The following is a 17,836-nucleotide window of genomic DNA, read 5'->3' on the forward strand; positions in this document are numbered from 1 at the left end:
TGCAATTACTTATTAACGTATTTGGCGCTAACTTGTTGGCCAGCTACCGAAAGGCTTAATTCGGCACCCAATATAATACTGTAATTGTTGGCGATGTGCCCTGCGGGGAAATCAAAACAGACAGGATAATTGTACGCTGATACAACCTCCATTACAATTTCGGCCACGGTAAAACCGAAGGGGATATCATTATCCTTAATATCGGTAAAGCCACCTACGATCAGCCCGGCCAGGTTTTTAAGCTTACCGGCACGTTTAAGCGCGCGGATGAGGCGGTCGACCGAATAAAAGTATTCGCCTACATCTTCAATAAAGAGGATCTTACCGCTATAATCAAAATCGGAAGGGGAATTTAATATGGCTACCAGCAAACTCAAATTGCCACCGATCAGTTCGCCGGAGGCATTGCCGCTGCGGTTGATGCCATGCGAGGTAAATTCATAGCTTAGTTCTTCGCCAAATAAAACCTTATGGAGCGTTATAATGGAGGCAGAAGAGGCGTCGGGGATATTGATAGGCATTTGCCCGTGGATGCTTTTAAGCCGGTAATTGCTATACAGGTGGGCGTGTAAAATGGTAATATCGCTAAAGCCCACTATCCATTTCGGGTTATCAGCCAGATTGTCAAAATTAATATCGTCGATAATACGGATGGTGCCGTACCCTCCGCGGGCAGCTATGATGGCCTTAACGCTGTCGTCATCAACAAAGCGCTGCAAATCTTGCGCGCGCAGTTTATCGTCGCCGGCAAACTGGTGAAAAGAGGCCTCAACAGTATTGCCCAAAACTACCTTTAAGCCCCATGATTGCAGCAGGTTGATGGCATCCGTCATGGGGATGGGTAACTTTTTTGCAGGGCAGGTGATCGCTATCTTGTCACCTTTTTTAAGATATGGAGGAGTTATGCTCATATTGAATTATCTTTGCAAATTATTAATAACGCCGCAAATTAATGTCACAACTTAACAATTTTAAAAGATATACTATTACATCGGCTTTGCCGTATGCTAACGGGCCGCTTCATATTGGCCATTTGGCGGGCGCATATATCCCGGCCGATATATTTGTGCGTTACCTGCGCCTCAAGAAAAAAGACGTGGTGTACATCTGCGGATCTGACGAGCACGGCGCCGCTATCACCATAAAGGCGAAAAAGGAAGGCACTACCCCGCAGGCCATCATTGATAAATACCACAACCAGATAAAAGACAGCTTTGAGCAGTTCGGCATATCGTTCGATATATATCACCGTACTTCATCAGCCATACACCACGACCTTTCGCAGGAATTCTTTTTGAACCTGTATGAGAAAGGTGAATTTGTAGAGAAATACTCGGAACAATATTTCGACGAAGATTACCAGCAGTTTTTGGCCGACCGCTACATTATTGGTACCTGTCCTAATTGCCACAATGAAAATGCTTATGGCGATCAGTGCGAAAAATGTGGAACTTCGTTGAGTCCTACGGATCTGATCAATCCGGTATCCACCCTGAGCGGCAAAACGCCCATATTGAAGCCAACGAAACACTGGTACCTGCCATTAGATAAGTATCAGCCGTGGCTGGAGCAGTGGATCGACGAAAAGGAGGGAAGCTGGAAGGTGAATGTATTCGGCCAGTGTAAATCGTGGCTGAAATCGGGCCTTCAGCCGCGCTCTATGACACGCGACCTTGATTGGGGTATAGATGTGCCATTAGCCGAAGCTAAGGGCAAGAAGCTGTACGTATGGCTCGATGCGCCTATCGGTTATATATCTGCCACTAAGCAATGGGCGATAGATAAGGGTAAAGACTGGCAACTGTACTGGAAAAAACAGGCCAATGCCGAAGATGATACCTGCCTGCTGCACTTCATCGGTAAGGATAATATCGTTTTCCATTGCATCATTTTTCCATCGGTATTGCATGCCCATGGCGAATATGTGCTGCCGCAGAACGTACCGGCAAACGAGTTTTTAAATTTAGAGGGCGATAAACTATCAACCTCACGTAACCATGCTGTTTGGCTGCACGAATACCTTGAAGAGTTTCCGGGTAAGCAGGATGAACTGCGCTACGTGCTTACCTCTATACTGCCCGAAACCAGCGACAGTGAATTCACCTGGAAAGATTACCAGGCACGTGTTAACAATGAACTGGTGGCCATTTTAGGCAACTACGTGAACCGGGTAATGATACTGATGCATAAATTTTATGGCGGTATTATTGAAACGGATAAGCCACACCTTACCCTTACCGACGAGAAGTTGCATAACGAAATTGGCGGGTATTATGATGAGCTGGAGCGTAGCCTTGAAACCTACAAGTTTAGGCAGGGACTGGCAGCTGTAATGGATATTGCCCGTTTGGGCAATCGTTACCTTACCGAAAAAGAGCCGTGGAAAACCATCAAAACCAATCCGGATGAGGCTAAAGAAGCATTGCATAATTCATTGGTGCTGATTGGGCATTTAGCCGCCTGCTTGCAACCGTATTTGCCAACTACAGCCAAAAAGATATTAGCTATGCTGAACTGGCCTGCCGATGTTGTAGCGTTTGATGAAGAGGTTGCATTTGTAAACGGACATCAACTTAATCCGGCGGCATTGCTGTTTGAAAAAATTGAGGACGATGTAATTGAAAAACAGTTGCAAAAGCTGCAAGCCAAAAAGCAAGCCGTTGCCGCTGTTGAAGAAGCTACCGTTGCCCCGGCAAAGGAGAACATCACCTTTGAGCAATTTACCGGCTTAGATATACGCACAGGTACCATACTGGCCGCCGAAAAAGTTGCCAAAACAAAGAAACTGCTAAAGCTGACTATCGATACCGGGATTGATCAGCGTACCGTGGTATCGGGAATTGCCGAATATTATGAGCCTGAAGCCATTATTGGCCAGCAGGTGAGCATATTGGTAAATCTGGAGCCAAGGGAAATAAAGGGTATCCTGTCGCAAGGCATGATATTGATGGCCGAGAATGGCGAAGGCAAACTAAGCTTTGTATCCCCTGTAGATCACATGCACAACGGATCAGTAGTGCGCTAATATGGTAGCATGCAAGTGTGCGAACGGGCAGATGTAAATTCAATTTTATAATTCAGCCTATAATTTGCACATTTGCACATCAAAAATTTGCGTAAAGCAAAATGGTCCCGTAGTTCAACGGATAGAATAGGAGTTTCCTAAACTCTAGATATGAGTTCGATTCTCGTCGGGACCACTCTTGAAATTCAAAATTAAAAAGTCAAAAAGCCTTTGGATGAAAATCTGGAGGCTTTTTTGGCTGATGAATTTTTATCCCTTCTGAACAGGCTATTACCGATCGAATTTGCTAATGGCTTCAGGAGTGACTGGTGTGAAGAAGTTGATTAAATTACCGTCCGGATCGCGAAATAATAGCGAACGATTGCCCCAGGGCATTGTTGTTGGTTTTTGTACGATGATGGCCGCCAGATCTTTTATCCGCTCATAATCATCGTCAACATTCTTAACGCGGAATTCGATGATCACGCTTTTATTACTGGCTGTTTGTGTAATATCCTGGCCAAATAAACTCATTGTTCGCGTTCTCCCTAACGCCAAAGTTCCGCCCGGTGTAACTATTTCCGCAAAGTCTTCAGTATACCAATTAGCAGGCAAATCTGTGACTTTTTCAAAAAATTGAACTAATTGCTTGATATCATCAGTGATGATTCTTAGTGATGTCAAATTCATTATCTTATCGTTAAAAACATTGTTATTACAAATATAAATGAGGCGGTATGACAGCAGTATGTCAACAGGCACTGCATTATATTATGTACCGATAAAATAGTTGGATAATCAAAGCACCGGATCAATTATACTGCATACTTGCGAACAACACAAATCAGTCCTAAAGGAGTTCGATATTGTAAAGGTTAGCATTAAAATAAAAAGCCTTTAATTGAACATTTAAAGGCTTTTTATTTAAGAACGACGCAGTGATAACACCGATCGTAGGCAGGATTTGATTGTTATTCAGTTATTCATTTATCTCTGCTCAATCTGCTTTAAGCTGTCCATCTTTTTGTAGGCTAAAAATCCTTTAATATCCTCAAAATGTTCGCGGACGCGTTTGTTACCAAACTCGAATACTTTTTTTACCAGTCCGTCCAGGAAATCCCGGTCGTGCGATACCAGGATCAGCGTGCCGTCAAAATCTTTCAGGGCATCTTTGATGATATCTTTGGTTTTCATATCCAAATGGTTTGTTGGCTCATCCAGTATCAATACGTTTACGGGTTCCAATAGGAGCTTGATCATGGCCAGGCGTGTTTTCTCACCGCCGGAAAGCACCTTAACCTTTTTGGTGGTATCATCGCCGCTGAACATGAATGCGCCCAACAGGTCTTTTATCTTTATGGTGTTATCACTTAGGGGGATCTGGTCAATGGTTTCAAATACCGTTAAATTTTCATCCAACAAGGCCGCCTGGTTTTGGGCAAAGTACCCGATCTTGGCATTGTGACCTACTTTTAAACTTCCTTCAAAATCTATCTCCCCCATAATGGCTTTGATCATGGTTGATTTGCCTTCACCATTTTTCCCAACAAAAGCCACTTTTTCACCACGCTCAATCACCATCGCCGCTTTCTCAAACACTACATGATCGCCATAGGTTTTCGTTAGCTCCTCAACCATTACCGGGTACTGGCCTGAACGTGGCGACGGTGGGAACTTCAACCGTAAGGCCGATGTGTCCACTTCATCAATCTCAATCACCTCAAGCTTTTCGAGCATCTTCACGCGCGATTGCACCTGCAAGGTTTTGGAGTAGGTGCCTCTGAACCGGTCTATAAATTCCTGGTTGTCGGCAATAAAACGTTGTTGTTCCTCGTAGGCCTTTAGCTGGTGTACCCTGCGGTCGGCGCGTAATTGCAAATAGTGGGTGTATTTGGCTTTATAATCATATATGCGGCCCATGGTAACCTCGATGGTACGGTTGGTAATATTGTCTACAAAAGTACGGTCGTGAGAGATCACCATAACCGCCTTTGCCGAGTTGATCAGGAAGTCTTCCAGCCATTGTATACTGTCGATATCCATGTGGTTGGTAGGCTCATCCAGTAAGATCAGGTCCGGTTTTTTTAAAAGGATCTTGGCCAGTTCGATCCGCATGCGCCAACCGCCCGAAAACTCTGAAGTTTGGCGGGTAAAGTCTTTACGATCGAAACCTAAGCCTTTCAATACCTTTTCTATCTCGGCATCATAATTAACCTCTTCCTGCGAATAAAACTTTTCGCTCAGTTCAGATACCCTTTCGATCAGTTTCATGTAATCATCGCTGTCGTAATCGGTACGGGTATTTAGTTGCTCATTAACCTCATCCAAATCTTTTTTCATCTGGTTGGCCTCGTCAAACGCTTTCATCGTTTCCTCAAAAACGGTAACGTTATCATGCGTGAGCAAATGCTGTGGCAAATAGGCAATTACAGCTTCCTTCGGACCGGTTACGTTACCGGTAGTAGGTTTGGCCGCACCGGCAATAATCTTGAGGATGGTCGACTTGCCTGCGCCGTTTTTGCCCATCAGGGCTATCTTGTCGTTCTCGTTTATAGAGAAGGTTACGTCACTGAATAAGGTGGTTCCGCCAAATGAAACGGAAATGTTATTGACATTAATCACAGTATGAAATATTGAATTTGCGCAAAGATAAGTGAAAGACACAGAATTATGGAGGGAATGTGAAGAGGCGGTCGCAGACCGTTTTTGTAGTTTCGGAAATTTTTGTGATTGTGCCTTTTTGGAGGCGGTGCGGTGATAATGCCGACCGAAGGCTGAATAATACCATTATTGATAATTATTAGTATCAGTCTGAATACAGAATAACTAATAATATTCTGATATTCATTATATTGACCATTCTATAACTAAATCTTATTTAACATAATAAAATGCCTTACCCAATTGAAAAAAAACTTGTCGTTGGTGTTTCATCTAATGCGCTTTTTGACCTTGAAATAGAAGATAAAATCTTCGAAGAGCAGGGTGTCAAAAAGTATCGTGAGTACCAAATAGCCAACAAAGCGAAAATGCTTAAAAAGGGAGTTGCCTTCCCATTTATAAAAAGGTTTCTTAATATTAACAATGTTTACACTTCTGAACAACCAGTAGAAGTGGTGTTGCTTTCTAAAAATAGTCCTGAAACTGGTATTCGGATTTTTAACTCAATTAAACACTACAATCTTAATATTAGTAGAGCAGCATTCTTATCAGGTATATCTCCATATAATTATATACCCGCTTACAATATCTCGTTATTTTTAACTACTAATAAAAATGATGCTAATCTATCAATTGAAGCTGGTTATCCAGCAGGGATAATCCTTAAAACGAAAATTGAAGATGATGAAGAAGATTTGGAATTGAGGGTTGCCTTTGACTTTGATGGTGTGATTGCAGACGATCAAGCCGAGACTGTTTATCAAAAAACAAATGATCTTGAACAATTTCATGAATTCGAAACAAAAAATATCCTTCAGCCACATAATTCTGGTCCATTGGCTGATTTTTTTAAAAAATTGGGATATTTTCAAAAGCTTGAAAGTAAGAAATTTGATAAGGATAATACATATAAGAAAATTTTACGGACATCTATTGTTACGGCCCGTAATGCTCCATCTCATGAAAGGGCAATCAATACATTAAAAAAATGGGATGTTACAGTTGACGACATGTTTCTTATGGGTGGAATAGAGAAAAGTAGAGTTCTGTCGGTTTTAAAACCTCACCTTTTTTTAGATGATCAACTGACTCATTTAGATGTAAAGTTAAATCTTCCACTTGTTCATATTCCTTTTGGCATTATTAATACTGTAACAAAGTTGTAATACTGGCTTCTCATGAAGCCCCGACGCTTGCGGCTGTGGCAGGGATGATAACAGCTATGGTTATCGAATTTGCACAAAATAAGATATATCCCCAACGCTCCCGCAAGCGTCCCGCTTGTGGTAATGTTTTGGATTCTACTTAACTGATGCTATTCTATATTTGAGCCCTTCCTTAACTACCATAACATTTAATACAACATTTTTTTTAATTGGTTTATATGACGGACTGAGTGTTGAATCAATATAAGAAACGATATAAATGGCATTATTGGCTGTGCTTTTTGTAACTTTTAAGGTTTTAATGTATTGCACATTGGTATACTCATCTTTAATTAAAAGATCGCGATCCAGTCCATATATGCTAAAGTCTTTTTTTAGTTTATTATATAATTCAATAGTGCAGTATTTTTTTCTTAAAGAATCAATATCCTGTATTAAAACATTGTCGTTTTTAGTAGTTGACCATGTTACGTTGTAGGCAGTATAAAACTCCTTTAGCATTTTCGCAGCCGGATCTTCTTGGCTATTAATTTGCCCAAATGACAAGTTGATATTTAATAAAAAGAAGAATAACAGAAGAGCTTTTTTCATATTAACTATTTAAATATCCATAAATCTTTTCATAATGATGAGGCTACCCCAACGCTACCGCAAGCGGGACTCTTGCGGTAGCAGGTTGTCTTGTCCACCTTGCATATCATCTTAAATCGAGCCTATGGCTTATCATTATTTCTTGCTCAGCTTCTCTATAATTTTTAAAAGCCCCTTTCTGTTTTTTGCCTCGTGGTAAAACTTGGGCAGTTTTTCTAAAAGGGTAAAATGCGTACGGTCTTTATGCTCGCGTAGTGTGGCCGAAATGTATTTTTCCAGGTATGCCAGATGCTGCCCGTTGTACGCGAAGAACACCTCGGCTTTAAAGGGCATCATCAACCAAAGCTCGGCATCAAAATACCTGTTGGCCGGTAATTGCCAGTGCCCTTTACTGCCTAATAAGGTAATTTCTGTCGATATTCTTTTATATAAGCCGCATTGGGTACAATGCAAGCTTGCCGTTTGGGTTTCAAAACTTACCGTAGCTATGGCTTTTTTGTTACAGGTGCTGCAATGAACCCATACTTCGCCAAAAAAGTCAGACATGAGTTTATTTTCGTCTGTAAAGCGTTGTTGCATCTGCTTTTTGCTTTTAAATATAGCTATATAAACAGAAAGTTCGATTTAACAATCGTGAGTTTGAAAAACATCGATATAACAGTAAGCGGCCCAATCTGGCGCACGCATAAATACTAATAGTTAAGCCTTCTTTAACGAAATCTTACCCGCCTTCTTCGTTTTTTTATTACGGCCCCACCAAATGTAGAAACCGCTGACGGGCAGGCCGGCGCATATAAAGCTTACTATAAAGGCGAGTATTTTGCCCGCTAAACCTATTATGGCTCCGGTGTGGATATAATAGTTCATGTTGCGCAACTGTTCGCCCGAGGGCTTTTCGTTGTATAACACCATTGACAGTTTTTTGCCTGTTTGCTGATCATAGTTAAAGGTGGTCCACTTGTAGCCATTAGTACCCGATTCCGACTGGCTGTAGCCATAGATGGCCATCGACGCTTTTTCGGGCATGCCCAGATAATACTGCTCATTAGGTGCACTGCGGCGCATATCGTTCAAAATAGCATCGTACAACCCGGCTTTTTTTGTAGCGGTTGAATCTGACAGGTATTGTTTTTCTGCCGGCGTGCTGAACCCTCCGTTAACTACCCATTGCATACCCTCATCAAACCAGTTATAGGCCCAAACTAAACCGGTTAAAGCAATAATTAACCCAAGAATGAGCGAATAAAAACCGAGGATGTTATGCAGATCGTAGTTTTTACGTTTCCATTGGGTGGTAGCCTTCCATTTAAAGGCAAAACGTTGTTTGGCGGCCGCCTTATTCTTAGGCCACCAAAGCACCAGGCCGGTTATCAGCAATACAATAAAAATAAGCGTTGCCAGGCCGATGATCTGTTTGCCAATATCTTCCATCAGCAAATCATAATGCAGCATCAGCACCACCCTGAAGAACTCCATTTTGGAGTTTTCCACCTTTTTTACATGCCCTGTATACGGGTCGAGGAATACAGTATAGAATGAGCCCGCGCTGAAATAATTCCAGCCGCCTTTGGTTTCCTCGTAGCTTGATACCATCACCGTGCGGTCAGCAGCCTCATATACCGTAATGCCCGACATAATTTGCTCTTTGCCTAAAACGCGGCGAGCGTTATCGAGCAGCGTTTGCAGCGGCAAGCGCTTTTGGGCAGCGGCTTCGGTATAGTAGCGGTCTTTATAAATAAGGTCTTTTAACTCGTACTCAAAAGCCAGTATACAACCGGTGATACCCAAAATAAACACCACCAGTCCGGACCCGAGCCCGAACCAGAGGTGTATTTTTCCAAAAATCTTTTTAGCCGTCACAGCGCGGTTGACTAAAATTTAACAGTAAAGTTGACTACAACATTACGGGTTGGGTTTGGCGCGCCCCAGTATCCCCAGCTTTTTTCGTTGCCGATATTGTTCAGCTTTAAGCCCAGGCGCCAGCTTGTATTTTCATAAAAAGCAGTGGCATTAACTAAGTGGTACGATGGCAATAAAAGCGTATTGGCATCATCAAAATAAGCTTTGCCTATGTAGTTACCGCCCGCGCCCAAACCAAAGTTTTTTAAGGCGCCATGTTTAAACTGGTAATTAACCCAGTAGTTGGCAATGTTTTTAGGCGAGTTTGATACTTGGTTACCTGCCAACCCTTCGGCATCGATAATAGTATTTTTATTGTAGCCATAGCCTAAAATCACGGTTAAACCATCGGTTGGATTGGCTGAGAAATCCCACTCCAAACCCTTGCTCACCTGTTCGCCATCCTGAAACGCGAAGAAACGCTGATCGTACCGCACGGCATTATCAATAGCGATGTGGTAATAGCTTAACGTGGTGTTAATCTTTTTATCAAACAGTTCGGCTTTAATACCGCCCTCATACTGGTTGGCATAAATAGGCTTTATGGTAAGCTGCGAGCCATCGGGCTGCGTAGTTGGCGGGCTGTTTTGATAACCATTCATATAGTTGGCAAACAGCGATACTTGCTCTTTAACCACCTGGTATACCAAACCCAGCTTAGGCGACAACGAACTTTGGGTATACGGCGTGGCCCATGGCCCAGTTGATTTATCGTCAATATACTCATACCTTAAGCTCAGCATGGCAAACAAACGATCGCTCAGGTTGATCACATCTGAAGCATAAGCGCCGTAAGTGCTGGTATTTGAACGGCCCCAGTTAAGTACCTTGTCAGCGCTAAGCGCGCTATCCACCTGTATCCTGTTCACCTTCCCGGTAAAATTGCGGATATCAATAGCACGGAACACATCGGTACCGCCGCTCATGCCACGGCCGGTATATTGGGTATAATTGGCACCTGCTAAAAAGGTGTGTTTTAGGCTGCCTGTGTTAAACTTGCCGGTAAAGTTTTGCTGCACATTGGTATAGGTGTTACTCACCGGGCCGTATTTTGAAACATCAATAGTTACACTATCACGGCTGATCCATGTAGGGTAATCCTGGTAACTGCGTTCGGTTTGCTCGTTTACGTAAGCGATGTTGCTGCTCGATGTCCAGTTGTCGTTCAGCTTATATTTAACATCTACAAAAAACTTGGTAGCGTTGGTTTTGGCATCCAGATCGTTATCCAGTAACGATTTCTTATAATCGAGCGGAAGGTCGGCAAATGATTTGATGCCCGAGCCTGGCGCAATGGTTACATAAGTAGGCCTGATAGAGTTAACCGAATACAATTCGGCATCGAACAATACCGAAAGGCGGTCGTTAGCTTTGTACAATAAACTTGGCGCTACCAGCGAGCTGTTATAAAACCCACGCTCGTTATAGCTATCCTGCCTTTGTACAGCTGTGTTAATACGGAACAACAGGGTTTTATCGGCATTAAGCGGCGTATTCACATCGGCAGTAACGCGGCCAAGGCCAAAACTGCCTATTGACATATCAACACTTCCCTGGAATTTTTCGAAAGGCTTTTTGGTCACCAGGTTAACCACCCCGCCAAATGATGATATGCCACCACCAAACAAGGTGCCCGACGGACCTTTTATAAACTCTATACGTTCAATATTGGCCACATCGGCACTTGAACGCCCGGTGGTTGACTGTAAGCCATTACGGGCATCAATCCCGGTAGCAAAGCCTCTTGATAGCACACCGATACCACCGCTCGGGTACAGGGCTGGCGTTACACCCGGCGCGTTACGGAAAGCGTCGGTAAGGGTAACGATCACCTGCTGTTTGATGATCTCTTTATCAACCACGTTATATGCCTGCGCATTTTGCAGGTTGGTGATGGGCATACGGGCAATATAATCGCTGCTTTTGTTGGTAACCCGGTTACGCTTGTAAGATACCTCAACCTCTTGCAGGCTTTTTTGCGATACCTTAAGCTCAATGCTAACATTAATGGTTTTACCGTCTTCAACGGTTACTTTTTCAACCTGTGTTTCGTAACCTACCAAAGAAATACTGAGTTCGTAATTACCGGCTTTTAAATTTTTTATCTGGAAGATTCCCTTTTCGTCGGCAACCGCATTTTTTGAAGTACCGGTTACTTTAACGGTAACCCCGGCAGCGGGCATATTATCGTTAGTGGTAATAATACCATTGATATTACCCGTGGCAGATTGGGCATAGGCAGTGCCGCTATTTATTAAAACAATAATGATGAAACAACTGAGAACATGTAAATGAAGTAAGGCTTTTTTCATAAAAATTAATAATAAGGTGTACATATGCTGCTGATGTGCCGGAGGGTTCTCGTGGTCAGTTATCGACGGGCATCCGCAGCGCTAAAAATCTTGGTGAAAATAATAAAGATTCACTAATCTTATTTAGATTAATTAAAAATAATATAGTTTAAAAGAGGTTTCCTGTTGAAGTGTGTAAATTTTTGTGAAGATTTTTTAAAACATGGGATATGAAAATATACCTGCTTTTGGGCTCTTGAAAAGAAGGAACTATGCGTGCCGGCTCAAGCCCGGAGGGGCATAACACAAAGACCCGTAAAAAATCAACCCCAATAACCCTAACAATCCGCAAACAACCTTATATTAGTTATTATTTCAGCTACGCTTTGTTTTGACATTGATTGCCAACTAATTAATGGGATTAAGAAACGTTATCACTATCATTAAGATTCTCCGTGGAGCCATCTCTATGGCTGCTTTGCTTACGGTTAGCTTAGCGGCGAACGCGCAGATGCAGGTTGGCTTAAATAAGGACAGCCTCAAGCGTGTGCTCAGCAAAATGCCCGATGATACGCTGAAAGCCCGGATGCTCATTACCCTTGGGCAGCAATATGAAAGTAACCGGCCCGATTCGGCAGTTTATTATTACAAACTGTGCGATCAGTTGAGCAGGCAATTGCATTACTCCTTCGGCACCCTTCGCTATATCAGTAACTACACGGCGGTGTTAAACGTGCAGGGGCGGTTTGATGAATCTTTACAGCTAAACCTGCGCGCGGTTGAAATATCCCGTAAGGAAGGCCTGAAACAAGAACTGGTAAAAGCATTGATGAATACCGGGGCTGTTTATCAATATAAAGAGGATTATGCCCGGGCCATTAGTTATTACTTGCAGGCATTGCCGTTAATTGAAGCCGGAGGCAGTATACAAAATCTGTCGTTCGCTTATGGTAACCTTTGCGGCTTGTACCGCAGTATCAAGCAAACGGATAAGGCCCTCTTTTACGCGCGCCTCGCCTTAAAATATGCCGAAAAGAACAATGACCCTTATGCCACCACTGCCGCCTGCATTAATATAGGCAACGCGTTGAAAGATGGCGGTAAAATCACCGAATCAATAAATTACCTGCAACGGGCGCATCTGTTAGCGCTTAGCATCAATGATAATAACTACCAGGAAACAGCGCTCATCGGCATTGCCGATGCCTATCTTCAGCTGAAGCAGCCGGGGCGTTATATAGGTTTCTTCAGGCAGGCGCTGCCGCTGGCAGAGGCTATTGGCGATGTGTCGGGACAGGCTTATTCCCTCAGCGGGATTTGTATGGGCCTGTTTTGGCAAAAGCAATACCGCGAAGCTGAAACGCGATTGACAAGTGGGATTCGCTTTGCAAAGCAGCATGATCAAAAGGAGGTATTGAGCCAAATGCTGCTGCTCATGTCCGACGTGCAGATCGCCCTGGGTAAGGCAGATCATTCGCAGGCTTATCGCAGTCAGTACGATTCCGTAAGTAATATATTGCTGAATGCCCCGCTGCTTAAAAACATCCAGGAACTTGAAACAAAATACGGCTTGGCAAAAAAGCAAAAGGAGGTACTGGAAAAGAACCTGTTGCTGGCAAAAAAAGAGCGCGAAGCCCAGCGTCAGCGCCAATGGCTAATTGCGGCAACTGCGGGGATCGCATTATTGGTGATGCTGGTTGTGCTGGGCTACCGGTATTACCGGCAAAAACAAAACCTGAACCAAAAGGCATTACAGGTATTAAAAGCTGAGCAGGAAAGTGAGCGCTTAAAAGCCGTGATAGAAGGGGAGCAACAAGAGCGCCGCCGCATAAGCCGGGAAATGCATGATGACATGGGTGCAGGACTTACCCGTATGCTTTTTTTGAGCAGAGCCATGGGCACACAGAACGATATGGCAGACAAAATAGGTGCAACCGCCGAAGACCTCATCAAAAAAATGAACGAGGTAATATGGACCATGAACGACGAGGAGGACACGCTCGACAGCCTGATCGCCTATATCAGATCTACCAGTGCCGAGATGTTGGAAAACGCCGGGTTGGAATACAACATCACCATAAATGAAACAAAAGGCGCAACACCATTGAACCGCGAGTTCAGGCGCAATATTTACCTCGCCGTAAAGGAGGCTTTGCATAATGTGATCAAACACGCGGAAGCGTCGGGCGTGCAAATAACGCTTTCAAACAATGGCGATCTCGAAATTATGGTACGCGATAATGGTAAGGGCATAAGTAACGAAGTAAAACCACGTATAGGGAACGGCATGAAAAACATGCGCAAGCGAATGGAACAATTGGGCGGCCGGATAGAGGTTTCACATGAGCAGGGTACCTGTATCCGTTTTGTGGTGCCTTTACCTGTATAACTTTTGTTATATAATAAGTTTGTACAAAACTTATGAACTTTACAGTATGGAAAAAATTACGGTAAGTATTGTGGAAGACATTCCCGAAATACGGGAGGGTGTAAGGTTTATCATTAACCAAACCCGTAATTTCAGCTGCCTCAGCGTTTATGATAATGCCGGCGATGCCTGCCGCGGCTTACTTGCCGAACCACCGCAATTGGCCATTATGGATATTTCACTGCCCGACGGTACCGGGTTGGATTGTATCCGCAAACTACGGGCGGCAGGCAGCGCCATCCAGTTTATGGTATTTACCATATATGAAGATAGCGACCAGGTTTTTGAAGCACTTTCGGCAGGTGCAAGCGGCTATTTGCTAAAAAACGCGGCCCCCGAAAAGATAACCGAAGCATTGAAAGAACTTTATGACGGCGGCTCGCCCATGAGCGCGTCTATAGCCCGTAAGGTGGTTAACTCGTTCAGGGCATCTGAGGAGCAAAATAAACTTTCGGCACGTGAGGTAGAGGTATTGGGCCTGTTGGCCAAAGGTTTTTTATATAAAGAAATAGCGGCACAACTGTTTATCAGCACAGGTACCATAAGGCAGCACATCCATCATATCTACGAAAAACTGCATGTACAAAACCGCACCGAAGCTGTTAATAAAGTATTCGGTAAGCAGGGTTAAGCTGGTAAACCGGTTTCGGTAAAATGTAACTTTTGTTCTATTTGGCACCTCCCCGGTGCAGGGTAGCTTTGGGTATTAATCATTCAAAACTATCCGAATATGAAACGCATCAAATCTATTCTGCTATTGGTTGCACTCCCGCTGCTGGGTATAGCCCAAACTAAAGAACAGGCACTGCAAGCCGTAAAGGAACGTAAAGGCTGGTATATAGGCGCAGGCATTTTTCAGTCTATCCAAACCACCCATTGGAAGTACGACCAAACCCCGCCTGCTTTAGGCGTGCCCTTTTATAATTCGGCCGATGGCTTTAGTCATGATGTTGGCCGTACGCTGCTGGCCATCGGTATCGAAAAGAAATCGATATTCGGCACACCCCAGCTGCGCGACGGTATTTTTGTAGGTAACTATGATTACCACGGCAATTATTTGGGCAGTACTTACTCACCTATATACAATTTTGTAGATTTTGATTTTGGCGCCGATGTGCTCTTTAACCCCTCCGCAAAAACAACTGCCGACTGGTTGAGCGACGATAACAACCAGATCTCTTCGGGAGGGATTACGGTTGGGGCCTCCGCGTATATCAGGGCTCAATGGGTGTTTTTTCTTTCACCCAAATTGCGGATGACCGTACTCTCAACAGCCGTAGGCGCTCAATACCTATATATCAGTAACAATGGCAAAGGCGTGGTATCGCAACCACTTGTGCCCGATTTTAATTACAGCAAAGGGTGGAACGAAAAGATAGCCACGCTATATTTCGCCGTAGGCACGTTGGGGTTCGAAACCTCAAAGTTCAGCATAACTCCGGAAGTAAGGGTGTTTAGCCTGGGTACATCATCAACAACCTTAAAACCCGAACGCCTGATTGGTGATGTAAAAATGGACGACCGGCCATCGGTGGTAACCTATGGCATAAAGGTGCTGAAGAAGTTTTGATAGGGTTGGGATGATGTTAACCCGGTGAAAAAATAATCCAAACGCCTGTAGATGAAAATTTGCAGGTGTTTGCTTTTTAGTAATTTAGCCTCCTGAGCTTTGGGAGTGCAGTATTGAGGAATTGGCTAATTAAACTATAGATCATTAATGGAAAAAATAATTTTATGAAAGTTAAATTGGTATATACAGCGTTATTTTTAATTATTTCGAACCAATTATTTGCCCAACAGTCAGTATCACATTTTGAAAAAGACAAGTTATATGGCTATTGGAAAGTTAAAGATCATTTGCATGATGAAGAGGCTGCATATTCAAAAATAAAATTGAACCAATATTCAAAAAAGACAATTTTTTTTAGTGAGAAAGATATTCAATTTTTTTTTGATAAAATTAGTTCGCCAAGTTATTCGTTAAAAAGTGTTCCTTCAACTTTTTATTTATCTGATATGTTTAATGCAGATAAAAAATATTTCCAAGTCTTGTCGGATACTTTAATTTCTATAACAATAAACGGCGTCCTTAATTCAAAAAATAAAAAGAGATCAAAAGTTGAATATAACTTATTTTACGATGGTCGATATCTTTATCTTGTTATAGATGGGGCGACATTTAGGCTTTATAAATATAATTAAATCTATTGGCTGGCACACGCCTGTGGCGTGTGCTATATTGAATTGATTTTATCAATGCTCAAGTGGGCTGAAAAGATGTTTAAACACACGCCATAGGCGTGCGCCAGCAGGGGCGGAGGCTTCCGCGGGATATGGCAATAGTGAACTTACACATGCTTATTTAAAATTTTAATTATGAAATCAGTTTATTTGATTTTTGCGATTGCAGTAGTTGTGCTTATCTTTTTGATTTTAGGTAAGATATATCATCGACAAAATTTGGACTTAAGTTTCCAAGGAATAATACAAAAAGTCGAATACTCTCAAAATAAAGGAACTCCAACTATAACCGTAAATAATGTATCTTATTTCTTGTCGGGTCCAATTGACTTTAAGTATAGTATCGAAGTTGGCGACACAATTTTCAAGAAAAAAGGTGAAGGGATTTTTAAGTTAACAAAAAAAGGCAGTGGAAAAAGCTTGATTTTTGAAGATTAATATATAGATAGTTTAACTTCTTAATCTCCATACGCCCACACGCCCCGGCCCCACGCCTGTGGCGTGTGGGCGTATATATACCCCTCTAATACGGATTAATACTAAGCACCTCAAACTTTGCCGGTTCACCTTGTGCAACTTCTACTATAATGTACAGGTCGCCTTTGTTGTTTTCGGCGGGATACTTTGTGGTGTAGACGAGATCGATGCGGTAGGAGGATAAGCCGGGAGTGGTAGGATGCTTTTTGTAGAACGCGCTCCTCAACTCCACGCTTATCACGTTTGGGTCGTTGTCTCTCGCGTTTAGCAGATCGACCACCTCGGTTTGTTCGCTCAAAAAACGGATAATTTCAAAACTCAGGGTTGCTGTTGGTTTCTGCATGGCTTAAGGTTTATGTTTTAAATATAAACAATAATCGGTTGATTTACAGAAATGTAGTGCGTGCTGTTTTTTGCCGGGCGGATTATGGAAGCCGTAATGCTTTACTTCACCCTGTTAAACACAAACAGATCAACAAATACATACTTACCATCTTGCGGGTTGCCGCGGGCTATTACGAATTGGTTGGCTGAGCGTTTTTCGTAGAGGATGCGCAGGTCGCCGCCCTCTTTTTGAAAGATAGCCTTGTCCTTGCTGGCTTCTACAAAAATGTAACGGTCTTGCTTGTCCTTATCCTCCAGTCCGTTCAGCCCCGGTTTAAAATGTTTCACCATGGATACCAGGCCTTGTTCGGTTTGCTCGTAAGCCAGTATTTCATAAATATCCAGCTTGCCGCCACGCATCATGCGCATAAAGCCTACAATATTGTCGGTTTCGGGCGGCATCCAGCAACCTTCTATTTGTTGCCCTTCGGCGGTGGTGGCTTTCCAGTGGCCTTGTATAAATGCGATGTCGGCAAATGAGCCTTTGGCCGGTGTTTGAGCATAAGCGGCAGGTAAAAGGCCGCTGAATAATACCAATAAGAGTAAGGTGCGCAGGTTTTTCATAAAAGGTGATTTATAATGGATAAATATACATAATCATTTAATTTACCGCTAAATGATTAGCAAAACGCTGGTTATTACTGCTTATGCGGATGGCAGCAAAATATAGCGCTTTTTATATCATGCCACTATC

16 protein-coding genes and 1 tRNA gene are annotated in these 17,836 nt (G+C 43.0%); 8 read left to right on the forward strand and 9 right to left on the reverse strand.

The features are described 5' to 3' along the window. Window positions 1-5: 5 nt before the first annotated feature. Window positions 6-911, reverse strand: coding sequence for a S66 peptidase family protein (locus ABD894_RS13160; protein WP_345211507.1), 906 nt, complete (start codon window positions 909-911; stop codon window positions 6-8). Between the two features lie 41 nt (window positions 912-952). On the opposite strand from ABD894_RS13160, the gene metG reads away from it, so the two are divergent. After that, on the forward strand, window positions 953-3,025 hold the full coding sequence (gene metG / locus ABD894_RS13165; protein ID WP_345211508.1) for a methionine--tRNA ligase: 2,073 nt from the start codon (window positions 953-955) through the stop codon (window positions 3,023-3,025). A gap of 103 nt (window positions 3,026-3,128) precedes the next feature. Then, a tRNA-Arg gene (locus tag ABD894_RS13170) sits at window positions 3,129-3,200 on the forward strand. Between the two features lie 95 nt (window positions 3,201-3,295). Here the strand turns inward: ABD894_RS13170 and ABD894_RS13175 are convergent. Then, complete coding sequence (locus ABD894_RS13175; RefSeq protein ID WP_345211509.1) at window positions 3,296-3,694, reverse strand: VOC family protein; 399 nt, start codon at window positions 3,692-3,694, stop codon at window positions 3,296-3,298. Window positions 3,695-3,991: 297 nt separating this feature from the next. Then, entirely contained in the window at window positions 3,992-5,626 is a 1,635-nt protein-coding gene (locus tag ABD894_RS13180) for an ABC-F family ATP-binding cassette domain-containing protein (RefSeq protein ID WP_345211510.1), read from the reverse strand. 269 nt (window positions 5,627-5,895) lie between these two features. On the opposite strand from ABD894_RS13180, the gene ABD894_RS13185 reads away from it, so the two are divergent. Then, window positions 5,896-6,831 carry a 5'-nucleotidase gene (locus ABD894_RS13185; RefSeq protein WP_345211511.1) on the forward strand — a complete coding sequence of 312 codons (936 nt, stop codon included), beginning with the start codon at window positions 5,896-5,898 and terminating at the stop codon, window positions 6,829-6,831. Between the two features lie 135 nt (window positions 6,832-6,966). Here the strand turns inward: ABD894_RS13185 and ABD894_RS13190 are convergent, their stop codons facing one another. The 4 genes from ABD894_RS13190 to ABD894_RS13205 form a co-directional block, all read right to left on the reverse strand. Next, entirely contained in the window at window positions 6,967-7,422 is a 456-nt protein-coding gene (locus tag ABD894_RS13190; protein ID WP_345211512.1) for a hypothetical protein, read from the reverse strand. Between the two features lie 135 nt (window positions 7,423-7,557). Further along, window positions 7,558-8,001 (reverse strand): hypothetical protein, encoded by a 444-nt coding sequence (locus ABD894_RS13195; RefSeq protein ID WP_345211513.1) that lies wholly within the window; start codon window positions 7,999-8,001, stop codon window positions 7,558-7,560. 120 nt (window positions 8,002-8,121) lie between these two features. Further along, a complete protein-coding gene (locus tag ABD894_RS13200; RefSeq protein WP_345211514.1) occupies window positions 8,122-9,282 on the reverse strand; it encodes a PepSY-associated TM helix domain-containing protein in 1,161 nt (386 codons plus the stop codon). Between the two features lie 11 nt (window positions 9,283-9,293). Beyond that, a complete protein-coding gene (locus tag ABD894_RS13205; RefSeq protein ID WP_345211515.1) occupies window positions 9,294-11,633 on the reverse strand; it encodes a TonB-dependent siderophore receptor in 2,340 nt (779 codons plus the stop codon). Between the two features lie 394 nt (window positions 11,634-12,027). Between ABD894_RS13205 and ABD894_RS13210 the strand changes: the two genes are divergently transcribed. From ABD894_RS13210 to ABD894_RS13230, 5 genes are all read left to right on the forward strand, one after another. Then, window positions 12,028-14,001 (forward strand): tetratricopeptide repeat-containing sensor histidine kinase, encoded by a 1,974-nt coding sequence (locus tag ABD894_RS13210; RefSeq protein WP_345211516.1) that lies wholly within the window; start codon window positions 12,028-12,030, stop codon window positions 13,999-14,001. Between the two features lie 46 nt (window positions 14,002-14,047). Continuing rightward, window positions 14,048-14,671, forward strand: a complete 624-nt coding sequence (locus ABD894_RS13215; RefSeq protein ID WP_345211517.1) for a response regulator — start codon at window positions 14,048-14,050, stop codon at window positions 14,669-14,671. A gap of 99 nt (window positions 14,672-14,770) precedes the next feature. Continuing rightward, on the forward strand, window positions 14,771-15,610 hold the full coding sequence (locus ABD894_RS13220; RefSeq protein WP_345211518.1) for a hypothetical protein: 840 nt from the start codon (window positions 14,771-14,773) through the stop codon (window positions 15,608-15,610). 164 nt (window positions 15,611-15,774) lie between these two features. Further along, window positions 15,775-16,242, forward strand: coding sequence for a hypothetical protein (locus ABD894_RS13225; protein ID WP_345211519.1), 468 nt, complete (start codon window positions 15,775-15,777; stop codon window positions 16,240-16,242). 174 nt (window positions 16,243-16,416) lie between these two features. Continuing rightward, on the forward strand, window positions 16,417-16,719 hold the full coding sequence (locus ABD894_RS13230; RefSeq protein ID WP_345211520.1) for a hypothetical protein: 303 nt from the start codon (window positions 16,417-16,419) through the stop codon (window positions 16,717-16,719). Window positions 16,720-16,804: 85 nt separating this feature from the next. Here the strand turns inward: ABD894_RS13230 and ABD894_RS13235 are convergent, their stop codons facing one another. Together ABD894_RS13235 and ABD894_RS13240 are read right to left on the reverse strand one after the other, a co-directional pair. Then, window positions 16,805-17,101, reverse strand: a complete 297-nt coding sequence (locus tag ABD894_RS13235; protein WP_345211521.1) for a vWA domain-containing protein — start codon at window positions 17,099-17,101, stop codon at window positions 16,805-16,807. A gap of 101 nt (window positions 17,102-17,202) precedes the next feature. Then, the gene (locus tag ABD894_RS13240; RefSeq protein WP_345211522.1) at window positions 17,203-17,706 is read right to left on the reverse strand and encodes a DUF6265 family protein; all 504 of its coding nucleotides are present in this window, start codon (window positions 17,704-17,706) and stop codon (window positions 17,203-17,205) included. Window positions 17,707-17,836 lie beyond the last annotated feature (130 nt).

This window comes from Mucilaginibacter gynuensis (genome assembly GCF_039541195.1).
GTDB classification, from domain to species: domain Bacteria; phylum Bacteroidota; class Bacteroidia; order Sphingobacteriales; family Sphingobacteriaceae; genus Mucilaginibacter; species Mucilaginibacter gynuensis.